Below are 19,330 nucleotides of genomic sequence, written 5' to 3' on the forward strand. Positions count from 1 at the left end.
AACTCCTCATCCAAGTAGACCTGTCAGATCGGACCAATCAAACCAGCGGCCCGAAGCCGTTTTTGAGCCGCCCTCCGTATAGCCGCCGCCGACGCCCACTCCGGCGCTCGCGCCGACGCTGTGGACCGGCTGCCCGTACTTACCGGTGCCAGCCGTGAAGGACACGCTGCCGGAGGTCTCGGCGCCGGCGCCGGCCTGCCAATACTGGGACACGCCGGGCTGATCGTCGATGTTCCCGTCGGAAGCCACAGAGCCCACACCTCCGAACACTCCAAAGTTGGGCCCGATGTCGATGCTCTTCGTGTAGGTCCAACCCACGCCCTGGCGATCGAAAGCCACACACCCCGTGACCCCACCGCCCAGAATGCCCGCGAAACTTCCCGTCAGGCAAATTCCTTCCATTTTAACATTCGCGATCAGCGGCTCTTCGGCCGTACAGTCCGTCGGCTTCGCCGCCCAACAACCAATCGGGCCAGAATCGGGGGTGCCCGCCAGACGCTGGGACACGTCCGGGTTCGGGTCCTGCCCAGGCCCCGGCTTCGGCTTCTCGCGCCGCGGCGGAACATGCTTGTCAACGATCTTTGCTTTAGTGGAGGACTTGTGGTTCGCCTTCCCCCAAGCCTTGTTCTTCGCAGTTCCACAGCCACCGGGACAACCGCCAGCGCCGCGGCCATCGCCCTTCTTCAGAGGCCGGGGGTCGTAGCCGTAGCAGTCGAAGTGCCGACAGTCTTCCGGGATCAGACCGGTCGGATCGCTCGACGTGACCGGCGTGTTGTTGGAGTAGGAGTAGCCGTTCCACTGCTGCGGCTGCCCGGCTGCCTGCAGTGGGTCAACGGAGGTGAATTTGCCGATCGCGGGATCGTAGGATCGGGCACCGACGGTCGTGAGTCCGGTCGGGCTCATCGGCTTGTTCAGGAAACCGCGGTTGTCGGGTGCGGCGACGGCAGCACCTCGGGCACCGCCGTACGGGGTGTACTGCCGCCAGGTCGGGTTCTGGGCGGTGCTGTCGAGGTAGAGCGACGGGGTGCCCTGGTGGTCGGCGATGGCGAAGGTGTACGCCGTGCCGCTGCCGGTGCGGATGCAGCTACCGCCGCCAGGAAGGGCGTAGTAGCGGCTGCCGGTGACGACACTGGTGGCGGTGTTGAGGGTGAGTTGCTGCCCGGGTAGGTACAGGGTGTTCTTGCCCGGCTCCTTCTGCAGTAGCAGGTTGCCGTCGGCGTCGTAGATGAAGCTGTTGTTGCCGCTCGTGCCACCGGTGACGTCGGCGAGCTTGCCAGCGTCGTCCCAGGTGAGGGTCTGGTTGCCCTGGGCGGCGTTGCGACCGGTGGTGTTGCCGGCGTTGTCGTAGGTGTACGACGTGGTGCCGGTTGCTCCGCCGGTCGTGGTGGTCGAGGTCAGGGTGTGGGGCTTGTTCTGACCGTTGCCGTTGTAGGTGTAGGTGGTCTTGGTGTCGGTACCGCCGGTCAGGCTGTGCTCGGTCTGCTGGGTGCGGTTGCCGATCAGGTCGATCTGCCAGCTGGTCCAGTAGGCGCTACCCGCGCCGATGCTGTTGCCGACCATTGACTTGTTGGCGTCGGTGGGCGTTGCGGCGCAGGCGTCGGTGCCGGTCCAGGCTTCGGTGAGGCGGGCCAGGCCGTCGTAGCCGTAGCACTGCGTCTCCGCCGGGGTGGTGGCACCCAGCCGCTTGCTGATCTTGCGGGTGATGTTGCCGACCAGGTCGTACTTGTACTCCTGCTCGTCGACATTCGACGGGGTTGCCGTCGAACGGGTGACGAGCTGGTTGGTCAGCCGGCTGGTGTGCGGGTCGTAGGTGTTGGTGACATACGCCAGGTTGGTGTTCATGCCGAGGGTCTGCTGGTTGGCCCGGCCGTAGGCGTCGTAGCTGACGCTCTGGCTGTAGCCGGCCAACCCGCCGAGGGTGGTGGGCAGGTCCATGACCCCGGTGTAGCCGTGCAGCACGGTCTCCGAGGGCAGGCCACCCTTGGAGGGGTAGGTGTCGCTCAGGGGCAGGCCCAGCGTCGAGGAGTAGGTGTGCCCGAACACGTACGACCCGCCGAGGGCGCCCTCGGTGTCGGGGATGGTGACCGTCGTGCCCAGCGAGCTGCCGAAGACGTTGAACGCCTTCTGCTGCGTGGTGTACGCCTGTCCACCCCGGTAGGCGATGGTGGTGGTCAGCTTCCCGAGCGCGTTGGTGACGCCCGCGACGTTGTTGCTGTTGTCGTACACCCATGCCGCGCGCTGGTTCGCCGACGACTGGTTCGCCACGGCGGACGCGTACTCGCCGGTCTTGCGGCCGAGGACGTCGTAGGTGAACGACAGGGTCTTACCGCGGCCGTCGGTGGACTGCTCGAGGTTGCCGTTGGCGTCGTAGCTCATGCTGCTGGCGCCGGCGTCCGGGTCAGACTTCGCCACGACCTGACCGAGCAGGTTGTACGTCGAGGTCCACACGTTGTTGCTGGCGTCGGTGAGCGTCGACTGGTTGCCGTGCTCGTCGTAGCCGTACTTGCTGACCGTCGCGGTGCCACCGGTCACGGTGAACGTGCCGGTGAAGGTGTCCGCTGGCGTGGTCACCGTCGGACGAACGCTGTACTCCTGCAACTCCTTCTTCCGACCGATCGCGTCGGTCAGGGTGGCGGAGACGACGCCCCCGGTGGGCGGAACGACTGTGGTGCGATCGCCGCCGTGCACGGTGGTCGTCGTCGACACCGTGACGCCGTTCTTGGCCGACGTCACGATGACCGCTCGGCCCAGACCGTCGTAGGTGGTGAAGGTCTGATTCGGCACCTGCTTGCTCAGGTCCGCCGCCGACACCGGCGTACTGACCGTCGGCAACGACCCGTCGTCCCACCAGCCGTTGTACGACGCGCGGGTCCACCCGTGCGTGTCGTAGAACGTATCAGTGATCATCCGGCCGCCCGTCGGCGTGACCGACTGGGTCTGCCGCGGCCGCAGCAGGGCATCGAGGATGGTGACCGACTTTTGATAGCCGTTGGAGTTGTTCAGGGTCTCCGCGGTGGTGGCGGACACCCCGGTCTTCGACACCGTGTAGCTGAACTTGTGATTCGCACCGAGGCTGGTGGCCCGCGAGTTCAGCCATACCGACGTCGCGCGACCGATCGCGTCGTACTGCTGGGTGGTGATGATGCCGTTGGCGTCGGTGCTGATCAGCGGGATGCCGCGCTTCGTGTCGAGCGTGACGGACCCACCGTGCCCCGCGGCGTTCGTGCTGGAGGTGGCGGTGACCAGTTTGGCGGCGTTCATGGTGTAGCCGCTGCTTGTCTTGTTGCCCTTGGCGTCGTAGGAGTCGGTGACCCGGCCGTAGCTGTCGTAGGTCGACCGTTCGGTGGTCTGCCAGACGTACGCGCCGGAGGTGTAGTCCTTGGCGGCCTGGGTGAGGGTGACGTCGCCCTTGGACGGGGCGGTCGTCTGAGGGAAGGTGGTGGCGAAGGTCTGGTCGTCGTAGAAACTGCGTTCGGCCTTTACCACCTGGGCGGGGCGGTTGACCGTCCCGGGGGCGGTCAGGGTGTTGACGCTGCCGGGCACCGAGGCGGGGCTGCCCTGGGTGAAGCCGCCACAGGCCACCGACACGGTTTCGGTCTGGCTGACCAGGCCGGCGAGGTTCTTGCTGGTGTTGGTCGGGGCGTAGGTGTAGGTGGTGCACTGGTTGTACGCCGCGTCGATCGGCACCGTGTAGGTGTAGGTGTTCTTCAGCTCACCGAAGGTGGCGCTGGTGATGTTCGCGTCGTAGCTGTTGTCGGTTCCGGTGTTGCGCCAGGTCACCGAGCCGCCGCTGGTGACGGCTTGGCGGGTGTACGTCTTAATCGGTGCGACCCACTGCGCCGTCAACGCCGACAGTCCCGTGCGCGAGCGCGTGGCGGTGGCCCCGGAGACCCAGTAGGAGGTGATGGTGGAGGAGTCGACGCGACCGTTCTCGCCGAGGTACTTCGTGCTCTCCAGTTCCTTGCCGGCGAGTTCGTCGACGTCCTCGTGCTTGCCGCCGACCGAGTCGGTCAGGTTCAGCACGGTGGTGTTGTTGTTCTTGGACATGCCGCGGTAGTAGACGGTCTCGGCCTGGGTGCGGCGGTCGTTGACGCCGTCGCCGGTGAACGTCTGGACCTTGCCGTAGCCGCGGAACTGGCCGTAGCTGCGGTACTTGGCCTTGACGACCTCGTTCTCGTCGTAGTGCCAGGCCGCGCCGTCCAGGTACTTGTAGCTGGTCGACAGGGCCGCCGCGCCGCCGGTCGGGTCGGTGGACGTGACGCGGGTGACGGCGTACTTGTTGAACCAGTCCTTGAACGGGTTCACGTAGCCGTCCGGGGTCCAGTAGACCGGGTAGCACGACTTCGTGTTCGTCGCCGGGTCGGTGGTGACCGGGGCGGTACACGGCACGGGCAGCTCGTAGGACGGAGAGATGACCGAACCGGTCTCGGTGGTGATCGTGGCGATGCGCTGCCGGTAGAACGATGGCAGCCCGCCGGTGATGTCGACCCGGTTGGGCAGCTTGATGCCGGTGAACGACACCGATGGCAACGTGATCGCCGCCGTGGAGCCGCCGGCGCTGGTGTCGTGACCGGTACGCGCGATCGAGGTCAGCCACAACGTCGGCGACGTGCCGTCACCGGTCGCCGGCATGCTGTGCGACAGGGCGTAGGAGTCGACCTTCTCGTACTGGCTGGTGGCCGTGTTGTACTGCTGGGCCTCGATCGAGGTCAGGCGCACCGTGGAGAAGAACGACGGGCTCCAGTCGTCACAGTCGGTTCCCGAGGCGCAGATCAGGTCGAACGGCACGTCGGGCCAGTTCGCCTTGTTCGTCGAGTTCAACGGCTGACACGTCCCCGACAGGCAGCGGTCGCCGGTGTTGAAGACCACCCGGTTCGCCACCGTGCCGTACGCGCCGCCGTCGGTGAAGCCGTAGTCGATGCGTGCCAGGTTGCTGTCCCGGATGTAGGACACGTCCGAGGCGCCCTTGTTGCGGCCGTAGAAGTTCGTAGCCTGGTTGTAGTAGTACGCCATCGCGTTACCGTGGGTGTCGGTGACGTAGTCCAGGTTCCACCGGTACGCCATGGTGCACACCGACGACGAGAATCCCGCCGAGTTGTAACACGGGTCGCCCGAGTGCGGCGAGTACACCGGCGAGTGGTCCACCGACTTCGTCTCCGCCTTGCCCGAGGCCCAGCCCGGCAGCCGGTTGCGGCCGAACTCGTAGCTCGTGCCGTCGCGCAGCGTCACCCGCCAGTAGTCGGTGTTGTATGTCCCCGAACCGTTGTTGGAATTCTCGACGTGGGTGACGACCTCACCGTTGTCCGACTCCGGCTTCCACACATTCTTGGACGCGTCCCACACCAGGGCCGTCGACGAACCATTCAACGACAGCGTCAGCATCGGGCCGTCGTAACAGCGGTCCGGCGTCTTCACCGGCGACGCGCTGCCACCCGGATCGTCCATGCACGACGCAAACGTCTGCTCCACGAACGAGCGCGGCGTCGACCAGCCGTCACCCACCCACGACGCCTGCGCGTTCGTCGACGCCGTCTGCCCGTCCACGCTGCCCGAGTCGTACGACAACGCCACCGTCGGCACCAGATCCGACGCCGCCGGCGGCACGGTCACCGGATACGAGTACGTGAACGAACCCGTGCTACCCCCGCCGGTCCAGGAACCCGACGGCTTCAGGTCCGTGGCCGCGTACGTGCCGCCCTTGCCGCCCTCCTCGCCGGCCGCGGCAACCGCCGCCAACACGGTCATGCCGCCGACCGCCTGCGCCCGCGCGTCCGTCGCCATCGGCACCTCCGCCGACACCGACTTCTCCGCGGCGTCGTTCGTCGACGCCAACGGCGTCGCCACCCGACACTCGCTGCGGGTCGGCGTCGTCAGGACACACGATGGTAGGCGTACCAGCCGCAGTCGCGAACCGTAGTTGCCGCCGAACGCCTCGGCGAACCCCGCGTAGTCCACACCCACCCGCACGGCGCCTGAGGACACGTCCGGAGCCACCGAAAGCAGCACGCCGTCCACGCCGGCAGCTTCGGCCGCCTTGCGGTCGGCGACCTTCACCGCCAGGCTGCGCGGACCAGCCTTCTCCCTGACCGGCTGAACCCACACCGGCGCATCCGCCACGCGCACCTTCGCCGCAGCCGCGCCCCGCGCCCCAGCAAGCGGTGCGGCCGGCAGGTCGACCTTCGCCGACACGGCCTTCGGCCACGCCGTACGCGTCGGCCGGTACGTCGACTTCGCGTCATCAGGCGGCGTGACGAACTTCGTCGGCAACGGCTTCACACCCTTGACCGACTGGCCCGGCGATGTCGCCGGCGCCTTCGCCACCTCCGGACCCTTGGGCTTCGCTACCGCGGGCGAACCCGACAACAGGCTGGCCGCGACCGCCGCGGCCGCGACAGTCGCAACCAGACGTCTGGGACGTTTGAGCAGGCGGGATCCCCCGTGGACGGCCATGCTGACCTCACCTCTGCGCGATGGAATGAGAGGCCACACAGAGTGATCGATCATGCACCCCCGTGGCGCGAACAATGTTTCATGTCCAACCATCCCGCTAGGTCACGAAACGATAACGATGATCAGCTTCCGATGCCATCAAACCCATCTCAGTGAGTGCCAAAAGGACAGCACCGAGTGACCAGAGACGTTTCCCGTAGGCCGCCGCGACTGCTTCACTGTGGCCGCTCGATCGGATGCGTCCGCGCGTTCACGTCACTCACGGGGAGTACGTCACATGATCAGAGGACGACTGCGCCTACGCGCTGTCGCATCGGGTGCGGTGGCCGCCGTCGCTATCGCCACGGCCACGGCCCCGCTCACGACACCGGCCGCCGCTGCCGCCCCCGCCCCGCCGAAACCCGCTGCCGCCCCGGCCGCACCGCTCGGGGTCGACGCGGCCCTGGCCCACGCCAAGCAAACCGACAAGCAGGTCGAAGCGACCGCCGCCACCACCTCGACGGAGAAACTGACCGCCCTTCCCAACGGCCAGATCCTGCTCAGCCAAAGCGCCGTGCCGACCCGCAAACGCGTGGGCACCGACTGGAAGCAGCTCGATCCCACCCTCTACCGACGGGCCGACGGTGCCGTCACCGCGATCACCACCACACACGACATCACGCTGTCCGGCAGTGGCAGCGGCCCGATGGCCCACCTGGTCAGCGGCGACCGTTCACTGACCCTGACCGCCCCCGTCGCCCTGCCCGCGCCCACGCTCGCCGGGCCGACCGCGACGTACGCCAACGTCCTGCCCGGTGTGGACCTGACCGTGACGGTCAACGCACAGGGCGGGTTCTCCCACGTCTTCGTGGTCAAGGATGCCAAAGCCGCGGCGAACCCGAAGCTGGCCAACCTCGAACTGGCCACCACCGCCACAGGCTTCACCCTCGACGCTGACGCCGCCGGAAACATCAGCGGTCGGGACCGTACCGGCGACGCCGTCATCACCGCACCCGCACCCGTCATGTGGGACTCCTCCGCGCGGAGCACGGGCGGACCAACCGCGCGCAGCGGCGCCGCTTCCACGACCGCAGCACCCGGCCGGGCCGCTCGCACCGCCGCCATCGGCGTCTCCATTGCCCCCGGCAAGCTCGGTCTGAGGCCCGACCGCACGCTCCTCACCGATACCGCGACCGTCTACCCCGTCTACATCGACCCGAGCTTCAACTGGAGCGTCACCGGACCGAGGATGTCCGGCTGGGCCAGCATCTCCTACCAGCACCAGTCCTCGAACTACTGGAACAACACCCCCGACCCCATCGGCCGGATGCAGGTCGGCAACTCCGGTGAGCAGCGCTCGAACACGCTGATCAACTTCCCGGTGCCCTACGGCACCCTCGCGGGCGCGGAGATCAACGACGCCACCTTCAAGATCACCAACACCCGGTCCTGGAGCTGCACCAAGAAGACAGTCAACGTCTACGCCCCCGCGGCGACGCTGAGCAAGTCCAACGCCACCTGGAACTACTGGGAAGGCCAGAGCAAGAGCCCCCTCGCCGCCTCGCAAAGCTTCGCCTACGGCTACAGCGGCTGCAACGCCGCAGGCGTGTCCTTCGACATCACCGGCCAGATCAAAACCGACGTCACCAACAAGAGAGCCACCCGCACCCTGTGGATGGTCGCCGCCAACGAGGCCAGCGACGCCCAGAGCTGGAAAGAGTTCCTGGAAACCAGCCCCACGCTCGAAATCCGCTACAACCACAAACCCAACAAGCCGACCGGTATGACCACCTCACCGCGTACCGCCTGTGCCGGTGGATCGACGATCGGTGACAACCCGGTCTACCTCTACGCCCCGGTCTCCGACCCCGACGGTGGCACCCTCGGAGTGAGCTTCAAGCTCTGGAAGACCTCCGACTCCGCGCAGACCGCCCTGGCATCGTCCAACCCGAACCTGCTGACCTACTCGTCGGGCAGCACGGGCGTGCTGGTCGTGCCGGTTGCCACGCTGCGCGCCGCCGCTGGCGGCGCCATCACCAACTTCTCCTGGAAGGTCCAGGCGACCGACTTCGGGGCGTCCAGCGACTGGTCGGCGACCTGCAGCTTCACCTTCGACCCCACCCGGACCGGCGCTCCGGACATCAGCCGGCCGCAGGGACAGTCGAAGATCGGCGAAGAGGTCAGCTTCGCCATCACACCGCCGAGTACCGGCACCCAGCCGGCCAGCTACAGCTACCAGCTCAACGGCCTGCCCCCGGTCACCGTCTCCGCCACGGCCGGTGCAGCCACCGTCATCACGACGCCGACCCGGTTCACCAACACGCTGGCGGTGACCAGCCTCTCGGCGGGTGGCAACTTCGGCGAGACCGCCACCGTGGCCTTCAACGCCAATCCCGCCGACACGGCGGCTGACGCGGACCTCACCGGTGACGGTGTCGCCGACCTGCTGACCGTCGGCGCGCGCAACGGGCTGCCCTCCGGCCTCTGGCTCGGCACGGGCATGAACAGCGGCGCGGTGCGCACCACGGTGAACGACCTCGGAGCGCGGGGTAACGGGGTCACCGGCGACGAGAACCCGTCCGACTTCAACGACGGCCAGGCGATCTCCGGCCACTTCTTCGGCACCGGGTTCCAGGACGTCCTCGTCTACTACACCGCTGGCGCCAACGCCGGCAACGGAACCGTCCTGCGCGGCAGCGGCGACGGCTCGGTCATCGAGCCCTACGACAACCAGGTGAGCGTCTCGGGTGAGCTGCTGGTCGACGGCAACGGCAACGCCCCGCTCCAGTTGGCCAACGCCGGCGACTCCCGCGGCACCGGAAGCACCATTCCCGACCTGATCGGCACCAGCGGCGACGCCACGAACGGGTACTTCCTCAACTACTACCCCGTGGCCTCCGCGCCCGGCGGCTACTCCTACGGCGGCAGCACCACGACCCTGACCCCGGCCGGCGGCGTGGACTGGAACAACTGGACCATCACCACCGCCCAGCTCAGCAGCGGCACCGCGATGTTCCTCTGGAACAGCAGCACCGGCGCCCTGCACCTCTGGACCAACCTGGCCTACAACCAGGACACCACCCAGCTCACCTACACGCCGTACACGCTCTCGACCAACTGGAACCGCAACGCCGCACTGAACCTGCAGGCCGCCGACGCCAACTCCGACGGGACCCCCGACCTGTGGACCGTCGGTGGCAACGGCCTGACCACCGCGTACCTGGTTACTGGCCTCGGCACCACGCCCACCATCGCCACCCAGCAGGCGCAGGGCCTGGTCACCGCGAAGCACACCTGGCCGCTCAACGGCGGTGCGGCCGGAGAGACCGCGGCGACCGCTGTCGACATCTCCGGCGGCAGCACCCTCACCGGCACCGGCAACGCGAAATGGCACGAGGGTGACCTCTTCAGCCCGGACCTGCGGCTCAACAGCGATGCCACCGGCACGGGCGTGGACGCCAGCGGCACCGGCAGCCTGGTCAGCGCCGCCAGTCCCGTTCTGATCGACACCACCAAGTCGTTCAGCGTCGCCGCCTGGGTGAAACCCACCACCGCCGGCAAGATCATCCTCTCCGAGGAGGGGGCACGATCCGCCCGCTTCATCCTCTGGCAGGAGCAGAGCGACAACACCTGGCGGTTCGGGATGGCCCGCTCCGACAGCGACGCCTGGTCGTACGACCAGGCCAAGAGCGCTCCCAACGCGCAGCTCGGCGTGTGGACGCACCTGGTGGCGACCTACAACGCCACCACGAGCACGATGGCCCTGTACGTCAACAACAACCTGGCCGGCACCGCGCAGCACGCTGCCGCCGTGTCCTGGCCGAGCACCGGGCGCTTCGTGATCGGCCACTACCGCTACCAGGGCGCGCCGAGCTCGTACTACTCGGGCCAGATCAGCAACGTGCAGCACTGGGACCGCGCCCTCAACCCCGCCGAGGCCAGCGCGCCGGGCAACTACGCCCAGCAGGTCATCGCGCCCAACATCCGCGACGTCACCGGTGACGGCCGGACCGACATGCTCATCATGCAGAGCAACGGCGACGTGCTGCTGCGCCGCGGGACGAACCTGGACGGCACGCTGACGTTCGACGCCGGCATCGTGGTGTGCGGCAAATGCGGCGGCTACGACTCGTTCAACATCGCCGACGCCAACAACGACGGCAAGGTCGACCTGTTCATGCGCCAGAAGAGCACCGGCGACATGTACGTCTACCCGAACACCGTCGCCGTCGGAGACCCGATCTGGACCACCCGCCAGCTGGTCTGTGGCGGCTGCTTCAACTTCGGCGTATCCGATCTCGGCGACGTCAACCGGGACGGCAAGACCGACCTCTTCATCCGGGAGAACAGCACCGGCGACATGTACGCGTACCTCGGCAACGGACCCACTGGCGGCGCGATCACCTGGAGTAACCGGGTGCTGCTCTGTAGCTCCTGCGGCGGGTACGACAACGTGAGCGTCGAGGACGCGACAAACGACGGCAAGGTCGACCTGATCATGCGCAACAGCGGGACCGGCGACATGTGGGTCTACCCCAACACCGCCGCCAACGGAACCCCCACCTGGGGTCCCCGCATCCTGATCTGCGGCATCTGCCGTGACTTCGACATGAGCAGCCTCGGCGACGTCACCAACGACGGGAAGGTCGACCTAATGGTCCGGCGCCGGAGCAACGGCACCATGACCCTCTACCCGGGCAACGGCGCCATCGGCACCGTCACCTGGGGCTCACCCTCGTTGATGTAGTACGCGACGAGAACCCCCGGGTGCCGCAAAAGTCGCGGTGCCCGGGGGTTTCGTGTATGTGTCGTGCGGTCAGACCAGGCCGGCGTCGCGGAGCAACTGCCACAGGCCGGCGCCGTCGGGCGCGGACAGCCACTTCTGCCCCACCGGCCCCGACGAGGGGCGGCCGGCCGGGGCGGGCAGGCTACCGGCCAGCACCGACTGCGTCGGGGACAGCCTGCGGATCGCCACCCCGGCGACGTTCTCCGGGTGGGCGGCGGCGAACTCGCGGTAGATCTCCTGGTCGTGCTGGCCGTCGTCGCCAACCAGCAGCCAGCGCACGTCGGGGAACTCCTTGGCCAGCCGGGCCAGGGTGGAGCGCTTGTGCTCCATGCCGCTGCGGAACCAGCGGTCGGCGGTCGGACCCCAGTCGGTGAGCAGCAGCGGCCCGGCCGGGTAGAGGTGCCGGGACAGGAACCGGGTGAGCGTCGGCGCCACGTTCCACGCGCCCGTGGACAGGTAGAAGACCGGGGCGCCGGGATGCGCGGTGACCAGCCGCTCGTAGAGCACCGCCATGCCGGGCACGGCGGCGCGGGCGTGCTCGTCGAGGACGAACGTGTTCCACGCGGCGAGCAGCGGCCGGGGCAGCGCCGTCACCATCACCGTGTCGTCGATGTCGGAGAGGATGCCGAACTTCACGTCCGGGTCGATGATGCGTACCGGCGCGTCGACCGGCTCGGCGTCGGGCACGCTGAGCCGGACGGTGCCCCACCCGGGCGGCAGGTCGGCCTCGACGAGCGTGTCGACGAAGCCGCTGCGGTCGGCCTGGGCCTCGTGCCGCACCCCGCCGGCCTCGATCTGCACGGTGACGTGCTTGGCGGGCAGCGTGGTGAAGCTGCGCCAACCACGGACCTTGTCCAGCCGGCCCCGCTGGCGGGTGTCCGGACGTCCCAGCAGCACCCGGCACATCACCCGCACCCAACCCGGACGGCCGTAACCGGTGTACGCGACGATGTTCATCCGCCAGCCGGTGCGCCGCAGCCGGCGCTCCACGAGCTGGTGCACGGCGTCCTCGATCCGCGCGGCCCGGTGCAGGTTCGGCACGGCCAGTTGGCCGGCGGGAGTGGGTGGCACGCGCCAACCCTGCCACACGTCGACGGACACGGCCACGCGAGCCGGTCCGGACTGCGCCGAACCACCCCGACCAGCCCGTGGTCCGTGAAACACTCCGGTCGGGACGACGACGGGGGCGTGGTCGTGTCGCATCCAGAGCAGCACCGCGGGCGGTGGCGTCCGCGACTCGACCGGCCGGCGCTCGTCGCGCTGGTGTTCGGTCTCGTCGGCGTCGGGTACCGGCTGGTCCTCACGCTGTACACCGTGCCGGTGTCGAACAGCGACGAGGCGACCTTCGGCCTGGCCGCCCTGCACATCGCGCAGGGCCGGGAACGCCCCATCTTCCTCTACGGCCAGCACTACATGGGCATGCTGGAGTCGTACCTGGCCGCGCCGCTGCTCGCCGTGGCCGGGCCGAGCTGGCCGGTGCTGCGGCTGCCGATGCTCGCCCTGTACGCGATCTTCCTCTACCTCGTGTACCGGCTCACCCGCCGGCTCTACACGCCGTGGTTCGCCGTCCTCGTCGTCGGCCTGCTGGCGCTGGGACCGGAGCGGGTGGTGCGCGACCAGCTCACAGTGGTCGGCGGCCGGCCGGAGGTGAAGCCGGCGGTGCTGCTGATGCTGCTGATCACGGTGGGGCTGGCCGCCGGGACGGTGCGCCACCGTCGACTCGCCGTCGCGCTGTTCGGGCTGCTGGCCGGGCTGGCCGCCTGGTCGGACTGGCTGATCCTGCCGTACCTGGCGGTCGCCGCGGTGGCCCTGCTCTGGGCGGTGCGGCGGGAGCTGCTCGGCTGGTCCGGGCTGCTGCTGGTGGCGGGCTTCGTGGTCGGGATCGCGCCGATGCTCGTCGACAACCTGCGCGCCGGGCCGGGTGAGGACTCGCTGACGGTGTTCCGGGAGGTCAGCACGAAAGCCGGCCCGATGCCGCAGTGGTCCGACCGGATCTCCGGCGGCCTGCTGGAGGGGGTGCCGTTGGCGCACGGGCTGTGCCCGGTCGACGGTTGCGGCAGGTGGCAGCAGTGGTTCGGGCTGCTCTATCCGGTGCTGCTGGTGGCCGCCGCCGCGCTCGCGGTGCTCGCGTACCGCCGGGCCGCCCGCACGACGAGCGGCACGCAGGGCGCCGTCGCAGCGAGCGGCACGCAGGGCGCGGGGCCCGGCACGCGGGTCGGCGGCACGCCACGTGGCGCGCGGGTCGGGGCCGTGGTGCAGCTCGCGCTTGTCGTCGGCGCGGCGTTGACCCTGCTGTCGTACGTGCGCAGCCCGCTCGCCGCGACGAGTCCCCTGGACAACGCCCGCTACCTGTCGGTGCTGCAACTGTCGCTGCCGGCGGTGCTCTGGCCGCTCTGGGTGGCAGCGGTCGCCTGCTGGCGGGGCACCGTCGGCGCGCTGGGTCGGCTGGCCGGCGCGCTCGCCACCGCCGTGCTGGCGGCGCTGGCCGCGACGGCGCTGGTGGTCACCGTGCTCTTCGCGACCACAGGCGTCGCCGCGTCGCGGACCGAGGAGCGTCAGGCCCGGGAACTGGCCGCCGCGCTGCGCGCCGACGGGCCGCACGAGGTGTACGGAGACTACTGGACCTGCAACCGGCTGATCTTCAACACCGATGAGACGGTGATCTGCGGTGTGCTCGACGGGGACCTGTCCCCCGGGCAGAACCGCTACCGCCCGTACTGGCGGCAGGTCGGCCGGGCCGCCCGACCGGGTTACGTGGTCCAGGTCGACTCGCCGATGGACCGGCGGCTGCGCCGGCTGCTCGCCGACCGGCCCGACGCCGCACCGGTACGCGAGGTGGGTGGCTATCGCGTGTACCACCCCGACACCCCGGTGCGGCCCTGGCGGTAACGGCGGGTCGTACGCTGGCCGGGCCGCCGTCGCACGTGTTCGAGGAGACCCGATGCTCATCCTGCTGCCGCCCTCGGAGGGCAAGGCCGACGCCGGCACCGGACGGCGGTGGGCCCCCGACAAGCTCTCGCTGCCGGAGCTGAACCCGGCCCGCGAGCGGGTGCTCGACGCGCTCGTGGCGCTCAGCGCGGGGCCGGACGAGCAGGCCGCGCTGGCCGCGCTCGGGCTCAGCGACGGCCAGCGCGGCGAGCTGCGCCGCAACGCCCGGCTGCGTACGGCGGCCACCGCGCCGGCCGAGCGGCTCTACACCGGGGTGCTCTACGAGGCGCTGGAGCTGGCCACGCTCCCGTCGGCGGCGCTGCGGGCGGCCCGCCGGTCGATCCTGATCAGTTCCGGGCTGTGGGGGGCGGTGCGTCTCGCCGACCGGATCCCGCCGTACCGCTGCCCGATCGGCGCCCGCCTGCCGGGCGTCGGGGCGCTGTCCGCGTACTGGCGAAAGGAGCTGGCGCCGGTCCTGGCCGGCGCGGCCGGTCGGGGCCCGGTGCTCGACCTGCGCTCGGGCGCGTACGCCGCCACCTGGACGCCGCGCGGCGCGCTGGCCGAGCGGACGGTGACCGTGCGGGTGCTGCACGAGCGGGAGGTCGACGGCGTGCCGGTCCGCTCGGTCGTGAGCCACTTCAACAAGGCGACCAAGGGGCGGCTGGTGCGTGACCTGCTGGTCGCCGGGGCCCGACCGCGTACCGCCGCGGAGCTGATCGGCACGCTGCGGGAGCTGAAGCACACAGTGGTGGCCGAGCCCGCCGCTCCCGGCCGGGTTCGGCAGGTGGACCTGGTGGTCACCGACCTGTAGCGGCGCGGGAGCCGCAAGTTTTCCTCAAGGCTGGGCGGGATGCGTTCCGCAACGGCCGCGCAGGGGCCACGGTAGGGGAACCCAGACTCCGACAAGGGAGCCTTCAGTTGGCCCGCGATCCCGCCCTGCTCGACCGGCCCCGTTCGCCGGCGACGCCACCCCCGCTGGACTGGCTGACCCTGGGCGACGCGTTCGAGGCCGCCTGTCTGCTGCGCTGCACGGCACCGCCGTCCGCTGCCCGCTCGGGCGCGGCGCCGCCGTCGCACGCGCCGAGCGTCGAGTTCAACCGGGAGGACGCCGCCCAGCGGATGCGGCAGTTGCTCGCCCGTCTCGACATCCCGGTCACCCAGGAGGTGGCCGTCGGCGGCCTGCGCCGCCGCTACGAGCTGCATCGGCTCTGGGTGCCGCCGGAGCACCGCGGCGCGTACGCCCGGATGGTGGACGCCGGTTGGTGGCAGGGGCGACGGGAGCTGCTGGGTGGTCCCGTGCCGGGCGCCTCGCCGGCCCGCCGCCGGTGGATGTCCCGGCTCGCGGCGGCGGCGTGGCGTTCGGCGCTGCTGGCCGGCGGGCGACACGTACGGCGGCACATCCTCGGTGTACGGCTCACCGACCGGGAGTTGGCCGCCGTGCTGATCCGCAGCGCGGCAGTGCTCGACGTGCCGGCGGTGCTCCGCCCGGGCACCGGCTGTTTCCTGGTCAGCGTGGCCGACGGGCCGGACCGGGAGCGCATCCTGCGCAGCGCGTCGATGGAACCGGCCCGCGACGCGGTGCTGGAGCCAGCCCGCCGTCCGGCCTGCTGAGCGACGCCGGCGCCGCAGCCACCGGCGGCACTGACGGGTACGGGCTTGCGCGCGTCCGCCGGAGCGCGGCACAGTGCACCGCGTGAGTCGTACCTCGTCCCCTCGGGCCGGTCGACGCCGCGCGGGGGCGGCGGCGCTGGCGCTGGTCGCGGCCCTGGCCGTCGCCGGCTGCCGGGACGACCCGGGCACGCCGGTCGAGATCCGGATCGCCACCGGCAGCCCCACCGCCGTCTACTACGCGTTCGGACAGTCCCTCGCGACAATCCTCAACCGGGAACTGCCCGGGGTCCAGGCCAGCGTGGTGATCACCGCAGCCTCGGCGGAGAACGTACGCCTGGTCGGCTCCGGTGCTGCCGAGCTGGGCTTCACCCAGGCCGACGTGCTGCCCACCACCCCGGCGCAGAGCCCGTCGGTGGATGCGGTGGCCCGGGTGTACGACGACCAGCTGCACCTGGTCACCACCGACGGCGGGCCGGTCCGCACGATCGGCGACCTGCGCGGCCGACGGGTCTCCGTGGGTGCGCCCGGCTCCGGCACCGAGATCACCGCCACCCGGCTGCTGGAGGTGGCCCAGCTCGGTGGCGACACGGTACGCCGGGAGCGGCTCGGCCTGGACGACTCGGTCGCGGCCCTGCGCTCGGGGCGTATCGACGCGTTCTTCTTCTCGGGGGGTCTGCCGGTGCGGGGCATCGAGGAGCTGGCCGGGCGCAGCGCCACCCGGATCGTGGACCTCGGTGAGTGGACGGAGCCGCTGCGCGCCCGCTACGGCCAGGTCTACGTCTCCCGGGACATCCCCCGCTCGGTGTACGGCATGAACCCGGTGACCACCGTCGCCGACCCGAACTACCTGATCGTGCGGGCCGACCTGCCGGAGCCGCTGGTGCGCGAGGTGACCCGGCTGCTGATGGAGCGGCGGGCCGAGCTGGGCGCGGCGCATCCGGCGGCGGGACGGATGAGCCCCCGCTCGGCGATCGCCACCGCGCCGCTGCCGCTGCACCCCGGCGCCGCCGCCTGGTACCGGGCCGCCAAGCCCTGACCGTCGCCGGAGGCCGCCCCGCACCCGGCTCGGGCCGCTAGCGCGCCGGGGCGGGCCGCAGGTCGGCGGCCGTGTCCTCGTCCGCCGGCTCCCCCGCCGGCTCGGGCTCCGGCGCCGGGAACCACAGGCCGGCGACCAGCCCGCGCGGGTGCGCCGGCCGCATGGTGAGCCGCCCGTCGGAGGCGTCCACCAGCACGGCAGCGATGGTCAGGCCGAGCCCGGCGCCGTCGACGTTCTGTGCGTCCGGCGCTCGCCAGAACCGCTCGGTGGCCTGGCCGAGCTGACTCTCGGTCATCCCCGGGCCGGTGTCGCGCACCTCCAGCGCCACCCCGTCGGCACGGCGGGCCACTGTCACCGTCACCGCCCCGCCGGCCCCGCTGAACTTCACCGCGTTGTCGATCAGCGCGTCCAGCGCCTGGTCGACGGCTGTCGGCACGGTCCGCGCGTACGCCGGGGCGTCGCTCGTGGCCAGCCGCAGCGCGACCGACCGGTGCCGGGCCAGGGGCGCCCACGCGGCCACCCGGGACGCGGCGACGGCGGCGGCGTCCACGGTGACGCGCTCGTTCTCCTCCCGTTCGGCGCGGGCCAGGGTGAGCAGCGCGTCGAGCACCAGCGCCAACCGGTCGGTCTCCTCCAACGCCAACTGGTGCTCGAAGCGCCCGTCCGCGTCGGTGAGGCTGGGACCCAGCTCCTCCACCCGCAGCCGCAGCGCGGTGAGCGGGTTGCGCAGCTGGTGACTGGCGTGTGCGACGAACGCGCGCTGTCGGTCCATCACGTCCGAGACCACGTCGGCCATGTGGTTGAAGCTGGCGGCGAGTCGGCGCAGCTCCGGCGGGCCGAGCCGGTGCTGCACGCGCGCGCCCCGGTCGCCCTCGGCGATCTCGTGGGTGACCGCGTCCAGCTCGGTCACCGGGCGCAGCACCCACCCGGCCAGCCCGAACGCGGTGAGCACGCAGGCCAGCACGACGAGCAGGCCGGCCATGGTGAGCAGCAGCCACCAGGTGCTCACGGCCCGGCGGATCTCGCCGGCCGGGGTCACGATCACCACCGCGCCGAGGACTTCACCGCCGTCGTTGATGGGCACCGCCACCACCACAGGCCCCGCCGACCACGGCCAGACCGACTCGGGCGCGCTGGCCTGCTGGCCGGACAGGGCGACGTCCAGCACCGTGGCGGTCCCCGTGGACTGCCAGCTCGCCGAGTCGACGACGATGCCCCGGTCCCGGTCGACGACCGCCGCGCCGATCCCGTACAGCTCGTCGTAGCTGCGCAGCTCCGCCCCGATCGGGCCGGGCTCGCCGCCGCGCAACGTCGGCCCGGCCAGCGAGGCGAACCGGGTGGCGTCGGCGAGCCGGTCGGCGCGCACCCGCTCGGTCTCCCGGCTGGCCAGGGTGACGGCGAGCGGGCTCTCCAACGCGATGAGGACGAGCACCATCAGCAGCAGATAACTGATCACCAGTCGACGGCGCACGGCGGCCCCTCACGCATCGCGCAGCCGGTAGCCGACCCCGCGGACGGTCTCCACCAGGCGCGCGTCGCCCAGCTTGCCGCGCAACGACCCGACGTGCACCTCGACCGTGTGCCGGTCGGCCCAGGTGGTGCCCCAGGCGTCGAGCAGGATGCGGTCGCGGGGCACCGCCACCCCCGGCTGGCGGGCCAGCGACAGCAGCACGTCGAACTCCTTGCGGGTCAGCGCGACCGCGCGCCCCGCGACCGTCACCGTGCGGGCCGCCACGTCGATGCGTACCGCCCCCGCCTCGATCAGGTGCCGCTCGGGCGCCGTGTGCGCGGCCCGGCGCAGCACCGCCTCGATCCGGGCCTGCAACTCCACCATCGAGAACGGTTTGACCACGTAGTCGTCCGCGCCGAGGCGCAGCCCGAGCACCCGGTCGCGTTCCTCACCCCGCGCGGTCACCGCGATGATGCCGAGCTGGCTGCTGCGCCGGCGCAGCTCCCGACACACGTCGGTGCCGTCCCCGTCGGGCAGGGTGAGGTCGAGCAGCACCAGGTCGCAGGGGGCGGCGGAGAGCGCCGCGGCGACGGTCGCCGCGTGCTCGACCTCGTAGCCGCGGCGGGTCAGGGCGGAGGAGAGCGCGGCGGCCACCCGGCGGTCGTCCTCCACCAGCAGGATCCGCACCGTGCCCCCATCCGTCGCAGCCGTCCTGCGAATGGTGGCAGAAGCAGGCCGCGAGCGGGAAGGCCGCCTCCCGGTCGGGTCGGCTACAGACCGAAGACGTCGTCGGCGACCGCGTCGCGGACGCCGTCGGCGAAGCCCCGGAATCCGGGGTCGTCGTGCCGGGCCGGCACGCTTGTGACGTTGACCCCGCTGGCCTGGGTGACGGCGTCGACCAGGGGCGGGAAGTCGATCTCGGCGTCGTCGAAGGCGTCGTCGTCCGCCTCGGCCAGGTTGATCACATGCTGTACGTCGTCGGACGGGGTGTCCGGGTCCCCGGCCCACTCACCGCCGGCCCGGTAGCACTCGTCGTACAACCCGCGCTGGGTGTCGGTCCAGTCGTCGTCGTAGCTCGCCATCGTCCATC

10 protein-coding genes are annotated in these 19,330 nt (G+C 70.6%); 5 read left to right on the forward strand and 5 right to left on the reverse strand.

All coding sequences use genetic code 11. The features are described 5' to 3' along the window. Positions 1-6: 6 nt before the first annotated feature. Complete coding sequence (locus tag AB0B97_RS18975; RefSeq protein ID WP_357495042.1) at positions 7-6,321, reverse strand: RHS repeat-associated core domain-containing protein; 6,315 nt, start codon at positions 6,319-6,321, stop codon at positions 7-9. 406 nt (positions 6,322-6,727) lie between these two features. On the opposite strand from AB0B97_RS18975, the gene AB0B97_RS18980 reads away from it, so the two are divergent. Then, the gene (locus AB0B97_RS18980; RefSeq protein ID WP_357495044.1) at positions 6,728-11,176 is read left to right on the forward strand and encodes a LamG-like jellyroll fold domain-containing protein; all 4,449 of its coding nucleotides are present in this window, start codon (positions 6,728-6,730) and stop codon (positions 11,174-11,176) included. A gap of 69 nt (positions 11,177-11,245) precedes the next feature. Here AB0B97_RS18980 and AB0B97_RS18985 read toward each other — a convergent pair whose 3' ends face one another. Further along, positions 11,246-12,286 (reverse strand): phosphatase domain-containing protein, encoded by a 1,041-nt coding sequence (locus AB0B97_RS18985; RefSeq protein ID WP_357495046.1) that lies wholly within the window; start codon positions 12,284-12,286, stop codon positions 11,246-11,248. A gap of 123 nt (positions 12,287-12,409) precedes the next feature. Here AB0B97_RS18985 and AB0B97_RS18990 point away from each other — a divergent pair, with 123 nt between their 5' ends. From AB0B97_RS18990 to AB0B97_RS19005, 4 genes are all read left to right on the forward strand, one after another. Then, positions 12,410-14,104, forward strand: a complete 1,695-nt coding sequence (locus AB0B97_RS18990; RefSeq protein WP_357495686.1) for a hypothetical protein — start codon at positions 12,410-12,412, stop codon at positions 14,102-14,104. 52 nt (positions 14,105-14,156) lie between these two features. Beyond that, positions 14,157-14,954, forward strand: coding sequence for a peroxide stress protein YaaA (yaaA, locus tag AB0B97_RS18995; protein WP_357495048.1), 798 nt, complete (start codon positions 14,157-14,159; stop codon positions 14,952-14,954). A gap of 107 nt (positions 14,955-15,061) precedes the next feature. Further along, positions 15,062-15,754 (forward strand): hypothetical protein, encoded by a 693-nt coding sequence (locus tag AB0B97_RS19000; protein WP_357495050.1) that lies wholly within the window; start codon positions 15,062-15,064, stop codon positions 15,752-15,754. Between the two features lie 73 nt (positions 15,755-15,827). Beyond that, entirely contained in the window at positions 15,828-16,790 is a 963-nt protein-coding gene (locus AB0B97_RS19005; RefSeq protein ID WP_357495052.1) for a TAXI family TRAP transporter solute-binding subunit, read from the forward strand. 37 nt (positions 16,791-16,827) lie between these two features. Here AB0B97_RS19005 and AB0B97_RS19010 read toward each other — a convergent pair whose 3' ends face one another. The 3 genes from AB0B97_RS19010 to AB0B97_RS19020 form a co-directional block, all read right to left on the reverse strand. Further along, complete coding sequence (locus AB0B97_RS19010) at positions 16,828-18,261, reverse strand: HAMP domain-containing sensor histidine kinase (RefSeq protein WP_357495054.1); 1,434 nt, start codon at positions 18,259-18,261, stop codon at positions 16,828-16,830. 9 nt (positions 18,262-18,270) lie between these two features. Further along, entirely contained in the window at positions 18,271-18,927 is a 657-nt protein-coding gene (locus AB0B97_RS19015) for a response regulator transcription factor (RefSeq protein ID WP_357495056.1), read from the reverse strand. A gap of 83 nt (positions 18,928-19,010) precedes the next feature. Continuing rightward, positions 19,011-19,322, reverse strand: a complete 312-nt coding sequence (locus AB0B97_RS19020) for a hypothetical protein (protein ID WP_234582184.1) — start codon at positions 19,320-19,322, stop codon at positions 19,011-19,013. Positions 19,323-19,330 lie beyond the last annotated feature (8 nt).

Source organism: Micromonospora sp. NPDC049004 (genome assembly GCF_040649315.1).
Taxonomy (GTDB): Bacteria; Actinomycetota; Actinomycetes; order Mycobacteriales; family Micromonosporaceae; genus Micromonospora.

Bases quoted from the DNA above. Each gene is read 5' to 3' on its own strand.
- yaaA (WP_357495048.1), top strand. From the start codon at position 14,157: ATGCTCATCCTGCTGCCGCCCTCGGAGGGCAAGGCCGACGCCGGCACC.
- AB0B97_RS19020 (WP_234582184.1), bottom strand. From the start codon at position 19,322: ATGGCGAGCTACGACGACGACTGGACCGACACCCAGCGCGGGTTGTAC.
- AB0B97_RS18980 (WP_357495044.1), top strand. From the start codon at position 6,728: ATGATCAGAGGACGACTGCGCCTACGCGCTGTCGCATCGGGTGCGGTG.